17 protein-coding genes are annotated in these 18,345 nt (G+C 56.3%); 9 read left to right on the top strand and 8 right to left on the bottom strand.

Annotated features, from left to right (window positions below):
- Positions 1–53 precede the first annotated feature (53 nt).
- On the bottom strand, positions 54–890 hold the full coding sequence (gene kduI, locus EDF82_RS17045) for a 5-dehydro-4-deoxy-D-glucuronate isomerase (protein ID WP_123756702.1): 837 nt from the start codon (positions 888–890) through the stop codon (positions 54–56).
- A 409-nt stretch (positions 891–1,299) separates the two neighbouring features.
- Between kduI and kdgT the strand changes: the two genes are divergently transcribed.
- Both kdgT and xni read left to right on the top strand, forming a co-directional pair.
- The gene (gene kdgT / locus EDF82_RS17040; RefSeq protein WP_123756701.1) at positions 1,300–2,289 is read left to right on the top strand and encodes a 2-keto-3-deoxygluconate transporter; all 990 of its coding nucleotides are present in this window, start codon (positions 1,300–1,302) and stop codon (positions 2,287–2,289) included.
- 237 nt (positions 2,290–2,526) lie between these two features.
- The gene (xni, locus tag EDF82_RS17035; protein WP_123756700.1) at positions 2,527–3,282 is read left to right on the top strand and encodes a flap endonuclease Xni; all 756 of its coding nucleotides are present in this window, start codon (positions 2,527–2,529) and stop codon (positions 3,280–3,282) included.
- Positions 3,283–3,342: 60 nt separating this feature from the next.
- Here xni and fucO read toward each other — a convergent pair whose 3' ends face one another.
- A complete protein-coding gene (gene fucO / locus EDF82_RS17030) occupies positions 3,343–4,491 on the bottom strand; it encodes a lactaldehyde reductase (protein ID WP_123756699.1) in 1,149 nt (382 codons plus the stop codon).
- Positions 4,492–4,516: 25 nt separating this feature from the next.
- Positions 4,517–5,164: an L-fuculose-phosphate aldolase gene (fucA, locus tag EDF82_RS17025; protein ID WP_123756698.1), complete on the bottom strand. Its 648-nt coding sequence runs from the start codon at positions 5,162–5,164 to the stop codon at positions 4,517–4,519.
- Positions 5,165–5,762: 598 nt separating this feature from the next.
- On the opposite strand from fucA, the gene fucP reads away from it, so the two are divergent.
- The 5 genes from fucP to fucR are packed head-to-tail and all read left to right on the top strand — an operon-like array spanning position 5,763 to position 11,548.
- Positions 5,763–7,073 carry an L-fucose:H+ symporter permease gene (gene fucP / locus EDF82_RS17020; protein ID WP_123756697.1) on the top strand — a complete coding sequence of 437 codons (1,311 nt, stop codon included), beginning with the start codon at positions 5,763–5,765 and terminating at the stop codon, positions 7,071–7,073.
- A 30-nt stretch (positions 7,074–7,103) separates the two neighbouring features.
- On the top strand, positions 7,104–8,879 hold the full coding sequence (gene fucI / locus EDF82_RS17015; protein WP_123756696.1) for an L-fucose isomerase: 1,776 nt from the start codon (positions 7,104–7,106) through the stop codon (positions 8,877–8,879).
- Between the two features lie 53 nt (positions 8,880–8,932).
- A complete protein-coding gene (gene fucK, locus EDF82_RS17010; RefSeq protein WP_123756695.1) occupies positions 8,933–10,351 on the top strand; it encodes an L-fuculokinase in 1,419 nt (472 codons plus the stop codon).
- A gap of 1 nt (position 10,352) precedes the next feature.
- The gene (fucU, locus tag EDF82_RS17005) at positions 10,353–10,775 is read left to right on the top strand and encodes an L-fucose mutarotase (protein WP_123756694.1); all 423 of its coding nucleotides are present in this window, start codon (positions 10,353–10,355) and stop codon (positions 10,773–10,775) included.
- A 56-nt stretch (positions 10,776–10,831) separates the two neighbouring features.
- Complete coding sequence (fucR, locus tag EDF82_RS17000; protein ID WP_123756693.1) at positions 10,832–11,548, top strand: L-fucose operon activator; 717 nt, start codon at positions 10,832–10,834, stop codon at positions 11,546–11,548.
- A 97-nt stretch (positions 11,549–11,645) separates the two neighbouring features.
- Here fucR and rlmM read toward each other — a convergent pair whose 3' ends face one another.
- From rlmM to gcvA, 3 genes are read right to left on the bottom strand one after another with little or no spacing between them, the layout of a single operon-like run.
- On the bottom strand, positions 11,646–12,746 hold the full coding sequence (gene rlmM / locus EDF82_RS16995; protein ID WP_123756692.1) for a 23S rRNA (cytidine(2498)-2'-O)-methyltransferase RlmM: 1,101 nt from the start codon (positions 12,744–12,746) through the stop codon (positions 11,646–11,648).
- Positions 12,739–13,134, bottom strand: a complete 396-nt coding sequence (locus EDF82_RS16990; RefSeq protein ID WP_123756691.1) for a DUF423 domain-containing protein — start codon at positions 13,132–13,134, stop codon at positions 12,739–12,741. Before EDF82_RS16990 ends, rlmM begins: the two co-directional genes overlap by 8 nt.
- 19 nt (positions 13,135–13,153) lie before the next feature.
- Positions 13,154–14,071 carry a glycine cleavage system transcriptional regulator GcvA gene (gene gcvA / locus EDF82_RS16985; protein ID WP_123756690.1) on the bottom strand — a complete coding sequence of 306 codons (918 nt, stop codon included), beginning with the start codon at positions 14,069–14,071 and terminating at the stop codon, positions 13,154–13,156.
- A gap of 443 nt (positions 14,072–14,514) precedes the next feature.
- Here gcvA and csdA point away from each other — a divergent pair, with 443 nt between their 5' ends.
- Both csdA and csdE read left to right on the top strand, forming a co-directional pair.
- Positions 14,515–15,720, top strand: a complete 1,206-nt coding sequence (gene csdA / locus EDF82_RS16980; RefSeq protein WP_123756689.1) for a cysteine desulfurase CsdA — start codon at positions 14,515–14,517, stop codon at positions 15,718–15,720.
- Positions 15,720–16,148 (top strand): cysteine desulfurase sulfur acceptor subunit CsdE, encoded by a 429-nt coding sequence (gene csdE / locus EDF82_RS16975; RefSeq protein ID WP_123756688.1) that lies wholly within the window; start codon positions 15,720–15,722, stop codon positions 16,146–16,148. Before csdA ends, csdE begins: the two co-directional genes overlap by 1 nt.
- A gap of 77 nt (positions 16,149–16,225) precedes the next feature.
- Here csdE and tcdA read toward each other — a convergent pair whose 3' ends face one another.
- Together tcdA and mltA are read right to left on the bottom strand one after the other, a co-directional pair.
- Complete coding sequence (gene tcdA, locus EDF82_RS16970) at positions 16,226–17,032, bottom strand: tRNA cyclic N6-threonylcarbamoyladenosine(37) synthase TcdA (protein ID WP_123756687.1); 807 nt, start codon at positions 17,030–17,032, stop codon at positions 16,226–16,228.
- Positions 17,033–17,137: 105 nt separating this feature from the next.
- Positions 17,138–18,235, bottom strand: coding sequence for a murein transglycosylase A (gene mltA / locus EDF82_RS16965; protein WP_123756686.1), 1,098 nt, complete (start codon positions 18,233–18,235; stop codon positions 17,138–17,140).
- Positions 18,236–18,345 lie beyond the last annotated feature (110 nt).

Genomic DNA, 18,345 nt, shown 5'->3' with positions numbered 1-18,345 from the left:
AGCAGCAATGCCCAGGGCGATATTATCTTGTCTCAGACAGCCTCATTCAGACGTTAGCGCAGGTCGCCCACTTTGACGTGGTCCATATCGTCAAACACCTGGTTCTCCCCTACCATCCCCCAGATAAAAGTATACGCACGCGTACCGACACCCGAGTGAATCGACCAGCTAGGTGAAATCACCGCTTGTTCGTTTTGCACCACAATATGCCGCGTTTCCTGCGGTTGCCCCATCATATGGAACACGCAGCTGTTCTCTTCCAGACCGAAGTAGAAATAGACCTCCATCCGGCGCTCATGCGTATGGCACGGCATCGTATTCCACAAGTTGCCCGGCGCAAGCTCAGTCAGCCCCATACTCAGCTGGCAGGTTTCCAGCACATCCGGCACAAAATACTTGTTAATCGTGCGACGGTTGCTGGTCACATCCTCACCCAGCACAACCGGCGCGACATCCGCAGGGGTCACGCGTTTTGTCGGATAGGTGGTATGGGCTGGCGCGCAGTTATAGTAGAAACGGGCAGGCTTCGCCGCATCGACGCTGGCAAAGATCACCTCTTTCGCCCCTTTCCCGACATACAGCGCATCGCGATGGCCGATTTCATAACAGGTGCCGTCGACGGTAATGGTGCCCGCTCCCCCGATATTGATAACCCCCAGCTCACGGCGTTCAAGGAAGTAGCTGACGCCGAGCTGCTTGCCCACTTCGCCGCCCACGCTCACGGTTTGCGTCACCGGCATTACCCCGCCGATGATGATGCGGTCGATGTGGCTGTAGGTCATGGTATAGCGATCGGCGGCAAAGATGGTCTCCACCAGAAACTCTTTGCGTAAACCTGCGGTATCAAGCGTTTTGGCGTGATCGCTGTGAATGCTTTGACGAATATCCATTTATAACTCCTCACTGGCAAATCAATACAGGCGCGGTAACCGCCTCCATCTCATTAATAAAAAAAACGACATTTAATTAAATTAATCACACATTTTTCACATTTAACCCTGTTAGAAAATATCTTATCAGCGTGGTGATAAAAATAATGTGATCTAAACTGAAATATTGTTTCAATTTGATTGAATCAAGGTTTCTTCAAAAGGATAGTATACCCCGACAGGTCATTTTCGGAGCATAACATTTAAGGCTAAAGCCTTTACAACACCGCCCAGAGCCAGAAGAAAGAGTCAACACCATGACTCCTAAAAGAAGATTTTTAATTCAATTATAAAATGAAATTTATTGCCTCAGCAGAGGGACTGTCACCAGTAAGTCGCTGTAGACAATAAAAAAATAAAGGGAATGATGATGAAAATTAAAGCAACTATTGAACGTATCCCAGGTGGGATGATGCTGATTCCGCTGCTGCTTGGCGCGATGCTGAATACCTTCGCTCCAGATACCGGTGCCTATTTTGGCTCCTTTACCAAAGGGATGATCAGCGGCACGGTACCCATTCTTGCGGTGTGGTTCTTCTGCATCGGCGCCTCAATTGACCTTCGTGCCACCGGCACGGTACTGCGAAAATCCGGCACCCTGGTGATCACCAAAATTGCGGTGGCCTGGGTTGTGGCGATGATTGCCGCCTCCTTTATTCCTGATGGTGGTATTCAGACCGGCATGTTCGCCGGCCTGTCGGTGCTGGCGATCGTTTCCGCCATGGATATGACCAACGGCGGCCTGTACGCCAGCCTGATGAATCAGTACGGTACCAAAGAAGAGTCCGGCGCGTTCGTCTTAATGTCTCTGGAGTCCGGCCCGCTGATGACGATGGTGATTCTGGGTTCCGCCGGCCTCGCCACCTTTGAACCACACCACTTTATTGGCGCAGTGCTGCCGTTCCTGATTGGCTTTACCCTTGGCAACCTTGACCACGACTTCCGCGCGTTCTTCAGTAAAGCAACGCCGACGCTGATTCCTTTCTTCGGCTTCGCGCTGGGGAATACGATTAATCTCAACGTGATTATGGAAACCGGCCTGCTGGGTATTATTCTGGGCGTCGCGGTCATTGTCATCACCGGTATTCCACTGATTTTCGCTGATAAATTTATTGGCGGCGGTAACGGTACTGCCGGTATTGCAGCCTCTTCCGCCGCCGGTGCTGCAGTGGCTAACCCGGTAATTATTGCCCAAATTAATCCGGCCTTTGAACCGGTGGCCGCATCAGCAACCGCGCTGGTTGCCGCCAGCGTTATTGTCACCGCAATTCTGGTGCCCATTATTACCGCAATTTATTCACGAAAAGTCAGTGGTAAGGTCAAAGAAAAAGATCTGGCCCAGGTAGTACAACATCATTAACGGGTGATCGTTTATTCAAAGGAGCCGCAAGGCTCCTTTTATATTCAGCTATTCCACTATTCCCCATATTTCTATTCTACTATTCCACCGTTCTGTTATTTAACACCGCAGATATCGCCGACGCGAATATGACGTCTTTGCGTGACGCATTCCTGAATATCCGCATGCCGATAGCCACCCTCGCACGGCTTTGATACCCTTAGGATTTAGAGAACACCGGGCGCTAAGGGGGCATCTGTGGCCGTTCATCTGTTAATTGTCGACGCACTCAATCTGATCCGTCGCATCCATGCCGTTCAGGGCTCTCCCTGCGTGGATACCTGCCTGCATGCGCTGGAACAGCTCATCGTTCATAGCCAGCCCACGCATGCCGTGGCGGTGTTTGATGATGAAGACCGCGCTCACGGCTGGCGCCACCAGCGTTTGCCGGAATACAAAGCCGGGCGTTCCCCGATGCCAGAAACCCTGGAGGCTGAAATGCCCGCGCTGCGGGCGGCCTTTGAGCAACGCGGGATCCGCTGCTGGACCTTAGCAGGCAATGAAGCAGACGACCTCGCCGCCACCCTGGCGATCAAAGTCGCGCACGCCGGGCATCAGGCGACCATCGTCTCCACCGATAAAGGCTATTGCCAGCTGCTGTCGCCCCCAATCCGTATTCGCGACTACTTTCAAAAGCGCTGGCTGGATGCCCCTTTCATCGCTAATGAGTTTGGCGTCACGCCCGAGCAGCTGCCCGATTACTGGGGACTTGCCGGGATCAGCAGTTCAAAAGTGCCGGGTGTGGCGGGGATCGGCCCTAAAAGCGCGGCACAGCTGTTGACGGATTTTCAGGACCTCGAGGGGATCTACGCCCGTCTGGCCGACGTACCTGAGAAGTGGCGCAAGAAGCTGGAAATGCATAAAGAGATGGCGTTTACCTGCCGTGAGATCGCCCGTCTGCAGACCGACCTGCAGCTCGACGGCAATTTACAGCAGCTACGACTGACGCCGTAAATTTGCCTGCGGCGACAGGGCGATAGCAGTATCGCCCTGTGTACTGCCCGACAACATTATCTACCAGGCCGTATGATACAGCGCCACAATGTCTGCCAGGCTGGCTTCCCGCGGATTGCCGCCGGTGCAGACATCGTCAAAAGCCGCCTGCGCCAGCGCCGGAATATCCTCTTTGCGAACCCCGACATCGCGTAAATGCAGCGGGATCCCGACATCGCGGTTGAGGCGCAAGACCGCGTCAACCGCCGACTGCCGGGCCTGTTCCAGACTCAGCTCTTCGACTTTCTCCCCCATGGCCCGGGCGATATCGCGAAACTTCTCGCCGCTGAAGTCGGCGTTATAGCGCATCACGTGAGGCAATAAAATGGCATTTGCCACCCCATGCGGAGTGTTATAAAACGCCCCTAAAGGGTGCGCCATGCCGTGCACCAACCCCAGCCCCACGTTGGAAAAGCCCATGCCGGCGATATACTGCCCCAGCGCCATCGCCTCTCCCGCCTGGCGATCGCCGGCAACCGAGTCTCGTAGCGCCCCGGCAATCACCTCGATGGCTTTAATGTGCAGCGCATCGGTCAGCGCCCACGCCGCCCGCGTGATGTAGCCTTCAATGGCATGGGTCAGCGCATCTACCCCGGTCGCCGCTTTTAATGCCGGCGGCATGCCGTCCATCATATCGGCATCGATAAACGCCACCTGCGGAATATCATGCGGGTCGACACAGACAAATTTGCGCCGCTGGTCTTCATCGGTGATCACGTAGTTTATGGTCACCTCAGCCGCCGTCCCGGCGGTGGTCGGGATGGCCATGATCGGCACGCTCGGCTGGCGGGTCGGCGAGAGACCTTCCAGACTGCGCACGTCGGCAAATTCCGGGTTATTGCTAATAATGCCGATCGCCTTCGCGGTATCCTGCGGAGAGCCGCCGCCTATCGCGATCAGATAATCCGCGCCGCTGCGTTGGAATACCCGCAGCCCTTCCTGCACCACGGCAATCGTTGGATTAGGTATCGCCCCGGCAAAGAGATCCCACGTCAGCCCCGCGGCATCCATCTTGCGGGTCACCTGCTCAACCGTACCGCATTGCGCCAGATTTTTATCAGTCACAATCAGCGCCTTACGATATCCCCGACGGGCCACTTCATCGGTTAACGCGGCGATCGCTCCCCGCCCGAACCATGCCGTCTCATTTAAAATCATTCTGTTCGCCATCGCTGCCTCCCGCTCGCTTTGCGAATTACTCTTCAATCCGTAACCCGTAGGTTTTGAATTTTTCCAGCACGATGGCAATCGACTCATCGTCCAGCACCGGAACCGGGTCGACAATCGCCAGAGTACTGAGATACAGCTGGGCCAGGACTTCCACTTCGTGGGCCAGCCACAGCGCCTTTTCCAGATTCTCTTCGCAGGCAATCAGGCCATGGTGTTGCAGCAAGGTCGCTTTGCGATTTTTTAACGCCACGGCGACAAACTCAGACAGCTCGCGGGTGCCAAACGTGGCATACGGCGCGCAGGGGATCGAGTTTCCCCCCGCGGCGGCAATCATGTAGTGGATCGCCGGGATCGGACGATTAAGGATCGACACCGCCGTGCAGTGCACCGCGTGGTTATGAACAACCGCATGAGCATCGGGCCGGGTCTGGTAGGCCGCCATATGGAAACGCCACTCGCTCGACGGCAGTTTCCCCTGCTCGTGCTGGCCGTTTGCATCGATCCACACAATGTGCGACTCGGTCAGCTTTTCATAAGGAATGCCCGTCGGGGTAATCAACATTCCGCCCTGATAGCGCACGCTGACATTCCCTGCGGTGCCCTGGTTCAGCCCCAGTCGGGTCATCTCCAGGCAGGTATCAATAATCTGTCGCGCCAGTCTGTTCCGTTCCATTCTTAACCTCTCTCAGTGATTCATAACCCGACCAACAGAACCGTTTTCACGCGGCTCTGGTTCTGTTGAATAAGCTTTATAGTTACTCGCTATGATCATATTGAATAATCAGAATGGAATTTACATCAGCGTATTCTGTGACCCCCATCAACTAATTCCAGCGGTTTAATTCCGACGCCATCTCTTTCAGCAGAAAAAAATGCCCGTTATTATTTTTCCGTTTCTAAACGGTCATTTATCAATGGCATTTAACATCTGACCGTTTTCACCACAATAAATTAAATCGGTCACTCCGACTGTGGCTTTTAAATTAAATCGTCGCAAACGGTCATTCTTTTATGAAAATTAAAGTGATAGCTATCACATAAAATCACCGTTACCTGGGGAAATGTGACCGCTATCATATTAAAAGCCCTTTTTTATTTGAAAATGACCTCCACGAATTCATTTACTCCGCGATTTATTCAAAATGCAGTGTCGTGGCAAACGGTGAATAGCGAATCTGTACGCACAGGCACTCACTCTGCTGATGGTCTGGTGAACAATATCAACCACACTCTTAAGATGCTGATAATGCTTCTGAACTAATGAGGATGCTATGGGAAATACAACAATACAAACGCAGAGCTTTCGCGCGGTCGATGTCGGCCAACGCCAGCGCTACATCATTCCATTTGCCTTACTGTGTTCATTATTTTTTCTGTGGGCTGTCGCCAATAACCTTAATGACATTTTGCTGCCGCAATTCCAGCAGGCCTTTACCTTAAGTAATTTCCAGGCTGGGTTGATTCAGTCGGCATTTTATTTTGGCTACTTTGTCATTCCTATCCCTGCCGGGATACTGATGAAAAAGCTTAGTTATAAAGCGGGTATTATTACCGGATTGTTCTTATATGCTTTCGGTGCAGCGCTATTCTGGCCTGCTGCTGAAATAATGAATTACACTTTATTTCTGATCGGCCTTTTTATTATCGCAGCCGGACTCGGATGCCTTGAAACCGCAGCCAACCCTTTCGTCACGGTATTAGGGCCAGAAAGCGGCGGTCACTTCCGTCTCAATCTGGCACAAACGTTTAACTCCTTTGGCGCCATTATTGCGGTGGTATTTGGGCAAAGTCTTATTTTGTCACGCGTGCCGCATCAATCTCAGGAGGTGCTCGATAAAATGGCCCCTGAGCAACTCAGCGCCTACAAACACAGCCTGGTCCTGTCGGTTCAGACCCCGTACATGATTATCGTCGCTATCGTACTGCTGGTTGCCCTGCTGATCATGCTGGCGAAATTCCCGGCGCTACAGAGTGACGACCACAGTGAAACCGAACAGAGTTCCTTCATGGCCTCGTTTGCCAGACTTGCCCGCATTCGCCACTGGCGCTGGGCGGTGCTGGCACAATTCTGCTACGTCGGTGCGCAAACCGCCTGCTGGAGCTATCTGATCCGCTACGCCATTGAAGAGATCCCCGGCATGACCCCTGGGTTCGCCGCCAACTACCTGACAGGCACCATGATGTGCTTCTTTATCGGCCGTTTTAGCGGAACCTGGCTTATCAGCCGCTTTGCCCCGCATAAAGTGCTCGCGGCCTATGCCCTGCTGGCCATGGTGCTGTGCCTGATCTCTGCCATCAGCGGCGGGCATATCGGCCTGCTGGCCCTGACCTTGTGCAGCGCATTTATGTCCATTCAGTACCCGACCATCTTCTCGCTGGGGATCAAAAACCTCGGACAGGACACCAAATACGGGTCGTCGTTTATCGTCATGACGATTATCGGCGGCGGGATCGTCACGCCGGTGATGGGCTTTGTCAGCGATGCCGCCGGCAATATCCCTACCGCAGAACTGGTCCCGGCGCTGTGCTTTGCCGTCATCTTTATTTTTGCCCGCTTCCGTTCACAAGCGGCAACACACTGAACATTTTCCGAATAACGTGAGGAGTCTGAAATGAAAAGTATCAGCTTACCGAAAATTGGTATTCGCCCGGTGATTGACGGACGTCGTATGGGTGTCCGCGAATCGCTGGAAGAACAAACCATGAACATGGCGAAAGCCACCGCCGCGCTGATCGGCGAGAAGCTCCGTCATGCCTGCGGCGCGCAGATTGAGTGCGTGATTGCCGACACCTGTATCGCAGGCATGGCGGAATCCGCCGCCTGTGAAGAGAAGTTCAGCCGTCAGAACGTCGGCCTGACCATTACCGTCACCCCTTGCTGGTGCTACGGCAGCGAAACCATCGATATGGACCCGATGCGCCCGAAGGCCATCTGGGGCTTCAACGGCACCGAGCGCCCCGGCGCCGTGTATCTCGCCGCCGCGCTGGCCGCCCACACTCAGAAAGGCATTCCGGCCTTTTCTATCTACGGCCATGACGTTCAGGATGCTGACGACAACACCATCCCGGCCGACGTCGAAGAAAAGCTGCTGCGTTTTGCCCGCGCCGGGCTGGCCGTTGCCAGCATGAAAGGCAAAAGCTACCTCTCCGTTGGCGGCGTATCGATGGGCATCGCCGGCTCCATCGTCGACCATAACTTCTTTGAATCCTGGCTGGGGATGAAGGTTCAGGCGGTGGATATGACCGAGCTGCGCCGCCGCATCGACCAGAAGATCTATGACGAAGTCGAACTGGAAATGGCGCTGGCCTGGGCGGATAAAAACTTCCGCTATGGCGAGGACCAGAACGCCCAGCAGTATAAGCGCAATGAAGAACAGAGCCGCGCAGTGCTGAAAGAGAGCCTGCTGATGGCGATGTGCATTCGCGACATGATGCAGGGCAACAGCAAGCTGGCGGAAAAAGGGCTGGTTGAAGAGTCGCTGGGCTTTAACGCCATTGCCGCCGGCTTCCAGGGCCAGCGTCACTGGACCGATCAATACCCCAACGGCGACACCGCCGAGGCGCTGCTCAACAGTTCCTTCGACTGGAACGGCGTGCGTGAACCGTTCGTTGTCGCCACCGAGAACGACAGCCTTAACGGGGTGGCGATGCTGATGGGCCACCAGCTGACCGGTACCGCGCAGGTCTTTGCCGACGTGCGTACCTACTGGTCGCCAGATGCCGTCGAACGCGTCACCGGCCAGCCGCTTACTGGCCTGGCGCAGCACGGTATTATTCACCTGATTAACTCCGGTTCAGCGGCGCTCGACGGCTCCTGCAAACAGTGCGACAGCGCCGGTAACCCGACGATCAAACCGCACTGGGACATTACGCAACAGGAGGCCGATGCCTGCCTGGCGGCCACCGAGTGGTGCCCGGCGATCCACGAATATTTCCGTGGCGGCGGCTTCTCCTCCCGCTTCCTGACCGAAGGCGGCGTGCCGTTTACCATGACCCGTGTGAACATCATCAAAGGGCTGGGGCCGGTACTGCAAATTGCGGAAGGCTGGAGCGTCGACTTACCTGAAGAAGTACATGACCAGCTCGATGCGCGAACCAACTCCACCTGGCCTACCACCTGGTTTGCGCCGCGCCTGACCGGCAAAGGCCCGTTCGCCGATGTCTACTCGGTGATGGCTAACTGGGGCGCCAACCACGGGGTGCTGACCATTGGTCACGTCGGGGCTGACTTTATTACCCTGGCGTCGATGCTGCGTATTCCGGTGTGCATGCACAACGTGGAAGAGGGCAAAATCTACCGGCCTTCCAGTTGGTCAGCCCACGGCATGGACAGCGAAGGTCAGGATTATCGCGCCTGTCAGAATTACGGACCGCTGTACAAACGTTAATGCGCTGCGCCCTCCCCAATGCGGGAGGGCGTAATTGTTTGCTGGGAGAGATTATGAAAAATGAAGTCATCCTGGTCCTCGATTGCGGCGCCACCAACGTGCGGGCCATCGCCGTCGACCGCCAGGGGAAGATTGTCGCCCGGGCATCGACTGCCAACGCCAGCGAGAGCGCCTGCGAGAACGCGGCCTGGCACCAGTGGTCGCTGGACGCCATTCTGCAACGCTTCGCCGAGTGCTGCCGGCGCCTGAGCGCGGAGCTGGCTCACTGCCGGATCCGCGGCATCACCGTGACCACCTTTGGCGTGGACGGTGCGCTGGTCGATGAACAGGGCGAGCTGCTCTACCCGATCATCAGCTGGAAATGCCCGCGCACGCTCGCGGTGATGGAAAACATCGGCCGCATCATGGCTCCGCAACGGCTGCAGGAAATTTCCGGCGTCGGCGCATTCAGCTTCAATACGCTATATAAGCTGGTGTGGCTCAAAGAGAACCACCCGCAGCTGCTGGAAAAAGCCCACGCCTGGTTGTTTATCTCCTCGTTAATCAACCAGCGCTTAACCGGGGCGTTCACCACCGATATCACCATGGCCGGCACCAGCCAGATGCTCGATCTTCATCAGCGCGATTTTAGCCCGGCGATCCTCGGTGCCGCCGGGATACCACGTCGTCTGTTTCCTGTACTGGTTGAAGCCGGTGAACGCATTGGCGTGCTGCAAAGTACCGCCGCCACGCTGCTGGGGGTGCCTGCCGGGATCCCGGTGTTCTCTGCCGGTCACGACACGCAATTTGCCTTGTTCGGCGCCGGTGCGCAGCAGGATGAACCGGTACTCTCCTCCGGGACCTGGGAAATCCTGATGGTGCGTAGCGCCAGGGTCAACACGTCCCTGCTCAGCCAGTATCCCGGTTCCACCTGCGAGCTGGACAGCCATGCCGGACTGGCTAATCCCGGCATGCAGTGGCTGGCATCCGGCGTGCTGGAGTGGGTACGCCAGCTGCTCTGGACCGCGGAAACACCGTGGCAAACTCTGATTGACGAGGCCCGCCAAATCCCCGACGGCGCAGGGGGCGTAACCATGCAGTGCGATCTGCTCGCCTGCCACAATGCCGGCTGGCAAGGCGTCACGCTCAATACCACCCGTGGCCATTTTTATCGCGCCGCGCTGGAAGGCTTAGCCGCTCAGCTGCGCAATAACCTGCGCACCCTGGAAACCATCGGCCACTTTAACGCCAGCGAACTGCTGCTGGTTGGCGGCGGTAGTCGCAACCTGCTGTGGAATCAAATCAAAGCCAACATGTTGAATATCCCGATCAAAGTCCTGGATGATGCCGAAACCACCGTTGCCGGCGCGGCGATGTACGCCTGGTCTGGCGCAGGGGAATTTGCCACCCCCGAGGAGGCCAGAGCCCAGGTGGACTATCATTACCGTTACTTTTATCCGCAAACCGAACCTGAACTGACAGAGGGAGCCTGAAATGTTAAAAACGATCTCGCCGCTTATCTCGCCGGAACTGCTTAAGGTGCTGGCGGAGATGGGACATGGGGATGAAATTATTTTCTCCGACGCCCACTTCCCGGCCCACAGCGTCGGACCACAGGTGCTGCGCGCCGACGGCCTGTTGGTCAGCGATCTGCTGCGGGCGATTATTCCGCTGTTTGAGCTGGACAGCTACGCGCCGCCGCTGGTGATGATGGCGGTGGTAGAGGGCGATACGCTCGACCCGCAGGTGGAAACACGCTACCGCGACGCGCTTTCGTACCAGGGCCCCTGCCCGGAGATCACGCGTATCGACCGCTTTGCCTTCTATGAACGGGCGCAAAAAGCCTTTGCGATCGTTATCACAGGCGAGCGCGCTAAGTACGGGAATATTCTTTTAAAAAAAGGAGTAACGCCGTAATCTCATGCCGGAGCGTCCGCCTGATGCGGGCGCTCATCGAATGACAGGATGAGACAATGAAAGCGGCACGCCAGCAAGCGATAATAGACCTGCTAATCAGCCACAGTAGCCTGACGACCGAAGCCTTATCGCTCCAGCTTAACGTCAGCAAAGAGACGATTCGCCGCGATCTCAGCGACCTGCAGTCCCGGGGAAAAGTGTTGCGTAACCACGGGCGGGTCAAAATCATTCATCGGGAGAGCCAGGACAGCGGCGATCCGTTTCACATCCGCCTCAAAAGCCATTATGCCCATAAAGCGGACATCGCCCGCGGCGCGCTGGCGTGGATCGACGAAGGGATGGTGATCGCCCTGGATGCCAGCTCCACCTGCTGGTATCTGGCCCGTCAGCTGCCGGATATCAACCTGCACGTGTTTACTAACAGCCAGCCTATTTGCCAGGAGCTGAGCAAGCGCGAAAATATTCAGCTCACCTGCTCCGGCGGCACTCTGCAGCGCAAATATGGCTGCTACGTCAGTCCGTCGCTGGTCTCGCAGCTTAAGTCGCTGGAGATCGACCTGTTTATTTTTTCCTGCGAAGGCATCGATAGCAACGGCGCGCTGTGGGATTCGAATACCGTGAATGCCGAGTTTAAATCGCTGCTGCTCAAACGCGCGGCGCAGTCGTTACTGCTGATCGACAAAAGTAAGTTTAATCGTTCGGGAGAGGCCAGCATTGGGCATCTTGATGATGTGACACATATTATTTCTGATGAGCAGCTGGCGGCAAAGTAGCGCTATCGGCACAGCGGGTACGGCGCCGACAGGCGGCGCCGCGATACCCTCTTCATGCGGTGACTGAAGACGGGTATCTCCGGACGTTCACTGGCGCTTAGCGCTCGTCACGACGCCCGCCAACTGCCGCCCACAGGCGACGAATGTGCACCGTCACTTCTTCACGATCGTGATACAGCTGACGCGCCTGGATCTGCGCATTAATGCCGTGTTCATCCAACTGTTCCTGGATATAGGCCAGGTTACGCGACAGCTCTTCGTAACGCTTTTTCATCGGCAGTTTGAGGTTGAAGATGGTTTCACGACACCAGCCATTCACCAGCCACTGGGCCATCAGCGCCGCCACTTTAGCCGGTTTTTCCACCATATCGCAGACCATCCACGAGATGTTGTTGCGGGTTGGACGGTAGCGGAATCCATCTTCACGCAGCCAGGTCACCTGCCCGGTATCCATCAGGCTCTGCGCCATCGGGCCGTTATCCACTGACGACACCCACATATTGCGTTTGACCAGCTGATAGGTCCAGCCGCCAGGGCAGGCCCCGAGGTCTACCGCATACATGCCGTTGCCCAGGCGCTCGTCCCACTCATCGGCAGGAATAAAGACGTGGAACGCCTCTTCCAGCTTCAGCGTTGAACGGCTCGGCGCATCGGACGGGAACTTGAGACGCGGGATCCCCATATAGAATGGCGAATTATTGGTGGTGTAGGAATAACCGGTGTAGCAGCAGCCAGGGGCAATAAAGAACACGTGCACTACCGGACGTTTTGGCGTTTCATAGTTGGTCAGCACGCCAGCTTCGCGCAGCGCGGCGCGCAGCGGAACCGTCAGTTTACGGCAGAACTTCATCAGCTCTTTGCTTTCGTTGGTGTCGGCCACTTCAACCCGCAGATCGCCACCCTTCTCCACCACGCCCTGCAGCATGCCGACAATCGGCGTGATGCGGTCTTCTGGCGGCAGGTCGCGCAACAGCTCGCCAACCACAAACATCTGACGGGCAAACACCAGCGAGCTGAACGGCAGGTCGCGTACCAGCTTGTCGCCATCTTCCATCTGATAGCATTCAAAAATGACATAGCCAGAGTCTTCTTTAACCCGGGCAAAGCCAAAGATATCAAGGCGGGAAGCCTTGTCCGTAATTTCTGCTGCGCACTCCTTCTCAAACCCGGGGCGACAATAGAGGACAACCTTATTCATGAACAACGCCCTTACGTTTCAGACGAATTGCACCAATTAACATTAATACCCAACCAGCGAGGAAGCTCACGCCTCCCACCGGCGTAACAAACGCCCACAGGCGCAAATGCGACAGCGCCAGGCAATAGAGGCTGCCGCTGAATAATACGGTACCGAGCGCCATAAACACGCTGCTCCAGTAGAACCAGATGCTGATGCGACGCTGCATCGCCACCGCCAGGCCGAAAATCGCCAGCGTATGGAACGCCTGGTACTCAAGCCCGGTATGGATCCAGGCCATTTCTGTCGCCCCAATGGTGCGACTCAGCACGTGTGCGCCGAAGGCGCCCAGAGCCACAAAAATAAAACCGCTGATCGCGGAGAATATCAGCATAAAACGGCTGGTCATGTTTTTACCCTACAATCATCTATTGTTCGTAACGAAAACGAAATTTTTCTTGTTCGCTCGCCGCTTTCGCCAGTATCCACTGCCGGAAGGCGGCTATTTTACCCAGTTCAGCCTGACTGTCATGACAAACCAGATAAAACGCATTCTTACTGACCAGGACATCATTAAACGGGCAGACCAGTCTCCCGGCCTCAATTTCGGACTGGGACATCACGTTATTCGCGAGCGCCACCCCTTGCCCGTGAATCGCCGCCTGCAGCACCATCGCGCTGTGGCTGAAGATAGGCCCCTGTTGCACATTAATATGGCTTAGACCTAGCTGGCGGGTATAAGTTTGCCAGTCGCGACGGGAAGCATCGTGCAACAGCGTATGTTGCGCCAGATCGGCAGGCGTTTTCAATGCCCTGTCGCCGGTCAACAACGCCGGTGAGCACACCGGCAGCAGATATTCGGCGTACAGTTTTTCGACACGCAGCCCTGGCCAGTTGCCCCGACCATAGAAAATCGCCACGTCGACGTCATCCGCCAGCTTATCTTCCTGACGGTCCACCGCCTGGATCCTGACGTCGATCCCCGGATAAGCTGAGTTAAAGCTTGAAAGTCGCGGCACCAGCCACTGAATCGCAAAACTGGGCAGCAAACTGACCGTTAAGGCCCCTTTTGCACTGCGGGCCTGCAGTTTACGCGTCGCTTCGGTCAGTTGCGAAAAAATCTCTTTAATATCCTGAAAATAGCTCTGTCCTTCTTCCGTCAGCAGCAGCGAACGGTTGCGGCGTCGAAACAGCTTCAGCCCTAGAAAATCCTCTAGTGACTTGATTTGATGACTTACTGCGGCCTGGGTCACAAAAAGCTCATCGGCGGCGCGAGTGAAGCTTAAATGACGTGCGGCTGCATCAAAAACACGTAATGCATTCAGGGGGGGTAATCGCTTTGACATAGTTATTCTGGCTTAGATGTTAAGGCAATTTAACAAACAGGAAACAACAGTTAACCTATTAGTTTTTTTTATCTGAGCCATTATAATTTGTCCGTTGAGGTTCTACCAGCAAATACCTATAGTGGCGGCACTTCCTGAGCCGGAACGAAGAGCTTTTTTTGGAATGCGTGTTCCAACAAGCTTTTGGCTTACGGTTGTGATGTTGTGTTGTTGTGTTTGCAATTGGTCTGTCTTTGCGGACCATGGTAGCTAAGCTACCCCTTTTCACTTCCTGTACATTTACCCTGTCTGTCCATAGTGATTTAATGTAGCACCGCAACAAGCGGTGCTTTTTTTTGCCTGTCCGTCACCGCACGCTCACGATTCCCCACACTCTTGCTCTCTCCAGCCTTGCCCTGATGGATAATTTGCGCGACGATCGTCGGATAGCAAAGAGGAGCTCCATGAACGCATTCAACCCTGCGCAATTTCGCGCCCAGTTTCCTGCGCTGGCCGATGCTGGCGTTTATCTTGATAGCGCCGCGACGGCACTGAAGCCGCTTGCGGTGATCGACGCCAGCGATCAGTTTTATCGCCTCAGCGCAGGTAACGTGCATCGTAGCCAGTTCGCTGCCGCCCAGCGGCTGACCGAGCGCTATGAAGATGCCCGCGAACGCGTGGCGACGCTGCTCAATGCGCCATCCGCCAAAGATATCGTCTGGACCCGCGGCACCACGGAAGCCATTAATATGGTGGCGCAGAGCTATCTTCGCCCGCGTCTGCAGCCCGGCGATGAGATCATCGTCAGCGAGGCAGAACATCATGCCAACCTGGTGCCCTGGCTGATGGTGGCGGAGCAGACCGGTGCGCGGGTCGTTAAACTACCGATCGGCGCCGATCGTCTGCCGGACGTCACTCTGCTGCCTGCATTGATCACCCCACGCAGCCGGCTGCTGGCAATCGGCCAGATGTCCAACGTCACCGGCGGCTGCCCGGACCTGGCGACGGCGATCCGTCACGCCCATGATGCCGGGATGGTGGTAATGGTAGACGGAGCGCAGGGCGCGGTCCATTTCCCCGCCGACGTACAAGCGCTGGATATCGATTTTTATGCTTTCTCTGGTCATAAACTGTATGGCCCGACCGGGATTGGCGTGCTCTACGGCAAAAGCGAGCTCCTCGACGCCATGTCGCCATGGCTTGGCGGCGGCAAGATGATTTCGCAGGTAACCTTCGAGGGTTTCACCACCCAGCCGGTGCCCTATCGTCTGGAAGCCGGTACTCCCAACGTCGCCGGAGTGATTGGCCTGAGCGCGGCGCTGGAGTGGCTGGAAAATTGCGATATCGCCCAGGCTGAAAGCTGGAGCCGCAGTCTGGCGACGCTGGCCGAAGAGGCGCTGGCTAAACGACCGGGGTTCCGTTCGTTCCGCTGCCAGGATTCAAGTCTGCTGGCCTTTGATTTCGCCGGCGTACACCATAGCGATATGGTCACCCTGCTGGCAGAGTCCGGAATTGCGTTACGCGCCGGGCAGCACTGCGCCCAGCCGTTACTAGCGTCGCTGGGCGTCAGCGGCACCCTGCGCGCCTCGTTTGCCCCTTATAATACCCAGGACGATGTTTACGCGCTGGTTCACGCCGTTGACCGCGCCCTGGAAATACTGGTGGATTAATGACAGCTTCACATCCCTTTGGCACTGCCGTCACCGACACGACGTTACGGCAAACATTCCTTCCGCTGACCCAGTGGGAGGATAAATACCGGCAGCTGATTTTACTCGGCAAAAAGCTTCCCACGCTGAGCGACGAGTTAAAGGCTCAGGCCCGGGAGATCGCCGGCTGTGAGAATCGCGTCTGGCTGGGATATCAGGTGGTTGATGGCCGGCTGCATTTCTTCGGCGACAGCGAAGGACGCATCGTGCGTGGGCTGCTGGCGGTGCTGTTGACCGCCGTCGAAGGCAAAAGCGCGGCGGAGCTGCTGGCGCAGGATCCGCTGGCGTTGTTTGATGAGCTGGGACTTCGCGGTCAGCTGAGCGCGTCGCGCAGTCAGGGGCTGTCGGCCCTCAGCGAGGCGGTGCTTGCTGCCGCCCGCGAGATATAGCAGCTGATTCCCCCGGCTGGCGCTGCACCTGGCCGGGCTACAGTTAACCCCGTAGCCCGTACCAGGCGCGCCAAAACCTATCCCTGACGTTCGGCCTTCGCCAGCATTTTCTTCAATGCATGGGATACGGCAACAAAGCCAAAGGTGGCGGTCACCATCGTCGCCGCGCCAAAGCCAGAGGCGCAATCCATCCGTTTCGGACCTTCGGCGGTGCTCTTCATGGCGCATACGCTGCCGTCGGCCTGCGGATAAACCAGCGCTTCGGTTGAGAAGACGCAATCAATCCCCAGTTTGCCTTTGCTGTTTTTCACCACGCCAAACTGCCCTTTCAACCGTTCACGCAGCTTCGCCGCCAGCGGATCCTGGATGGTTTTCGCCAGGTCAGCCACCTGAATCTGCGTCGGGTCGATTTGTCCGCCCGCCCCGCCGGTGGTCACCAGCGGCACTTTATTACGGCGACACCAGGCAATCAACGCCACCTTGGGACGCACGCTATCGATAGCATCAATCACGTAGCTATAACCGGCCCCCATATACTCGGCCACGTTTTCCGGCGTGACAAAATCGTCAATCACCGTCACCCGGCATTCCGGGTTAATCAGGCGAATACGCTCGGCCATCACCTCGGCTTTCGCCAGCCCGACGTTGCCGCCCAGGGCGTGGATCTGCCGGTTGGTGTTGGTGACGCAGACATCGTCCATGTCGATGAGGGTGATCGCGCCGATACCGGTTCGTGCCAGCGCTTCCGCCGCCCAGGAACCGACGCCGCCGATGCCAACGACGCAGACATGCGCCTGCGCAAAACACTGCAGCGCTTTTTCACCATATAAACGCGCCGTACCGCCAAAACGCTGGCGCCAGGCGTCGCTGATTACAACAGACATAAAACCTCAGAATCAGTGGAAAAACCCGGATGGCGCACAGGCGCCGTACCGGGCTACCGTCGCCCCGGAACGCACGGCGCGACCGGGGAACAAGGAGAGGGAGTGTTAACCGCTAAAGACGTTGCCGGCACCCGGCGCGTTCTTCAGCACCCAGACGCGGCCATAGTGGTTATACCAACCGGCACGATGGCCAGCGTCCGCCCCAATGCCCTGGTAAATATCGAAGTGCTGCCCTTTAATCGCCCCGCCCACATCCAGAGCCACCATCAGACGCAGTTCGTACTGACCGTTAAACTTGCCGTTGTTATCCAGCAGCGGCACTTCTGCCAGCAGGGTAGTGCCCGGCGGAATAATGCTGCGATCAGAGGCCACCGACGCGCGGCCAATCAGCGGAACCGCGCTCGCCCCTTTCACCGGTGCGAATGACTGCGGTTTAAAGAAGACGAACGACGGGTTCTGTTCGAGCAGTTCACGTACTTCCGCTTCGCTATGGGTTTCGCCCCATTCACGAATCGCCTGCATCGACATATCTTCTTTCTTCACTTCGCCGCGGTCGATCAGCACTTTACCAATACTGCGGTAAGACCAGCCGTTTTTGCCGGCATAGCTGAAGAAGTTCAGCGGCGAGCCGTCGCCAAAATCAATATAGCCGCTGCCCTGCACGTCCATAATAAAGTTGTCCATCAGCGAATTGCTGTAGGCCAGGATATAGGCGTCACTCAGCCCACCGGCATAAATGCTGGCGCGGGACGGCAGCTTACCGCGTTTCGGCGGCATACGATAAATAGGGTACTGGAATTCACCCTGACGGGTATGGCGCGCCTGCACCACCGGGGTGTAGTAGCCGGTGAACTGCACGTTGCCGTAGCTATCAGCACCCTGCATCTGCCAGGCATCAATACCGTACTGGCTTAAGGTGCGGGTATCGCCACCGGCGCTTAACCACTGCTGCAGCGCGCTATAAACGTTGCTCTGGCTATTATAGAGGCGCGGTGAGGCACTGCGAATCTGTCTGACCTGCTCGGAGAAGTCACCGGCGTTAATGGGCGAACCCACTGCATCAGGCTGGTTAACCAGCGAAAACGGCTGGGTTAACTTCCCTTCATTATACTGCTGGCCGCGATCGGTCGGTTTTGAGGAACAAGCAGCAAGCATTGCCATCATTGCCCCGGTCACTACATACTTTGCCCAACGTCCTTTCATGGTATCTCTTCTTTACGCTGCTTAGTCGCGGTTCGTGAGGAGGGAAGATAACAAACCCCCAGGGCTATTGAAATGCGCTAAAGCATCACAAATACAAATTTGAGCAAAAA

Source organism: Klebsiella sp. BIGb0399 (genome assembly GCF_003752615.1).
Lineage (GTDB): Bacteria > Pseudomonadota > Gammaproteobacteria > Enterobacterales > Enterobacteriaceae > Klebsiella > Klebsiella lignicola.
This window is presented reverse-complemented; position numbering and strand designations above follow the sequence as displayed.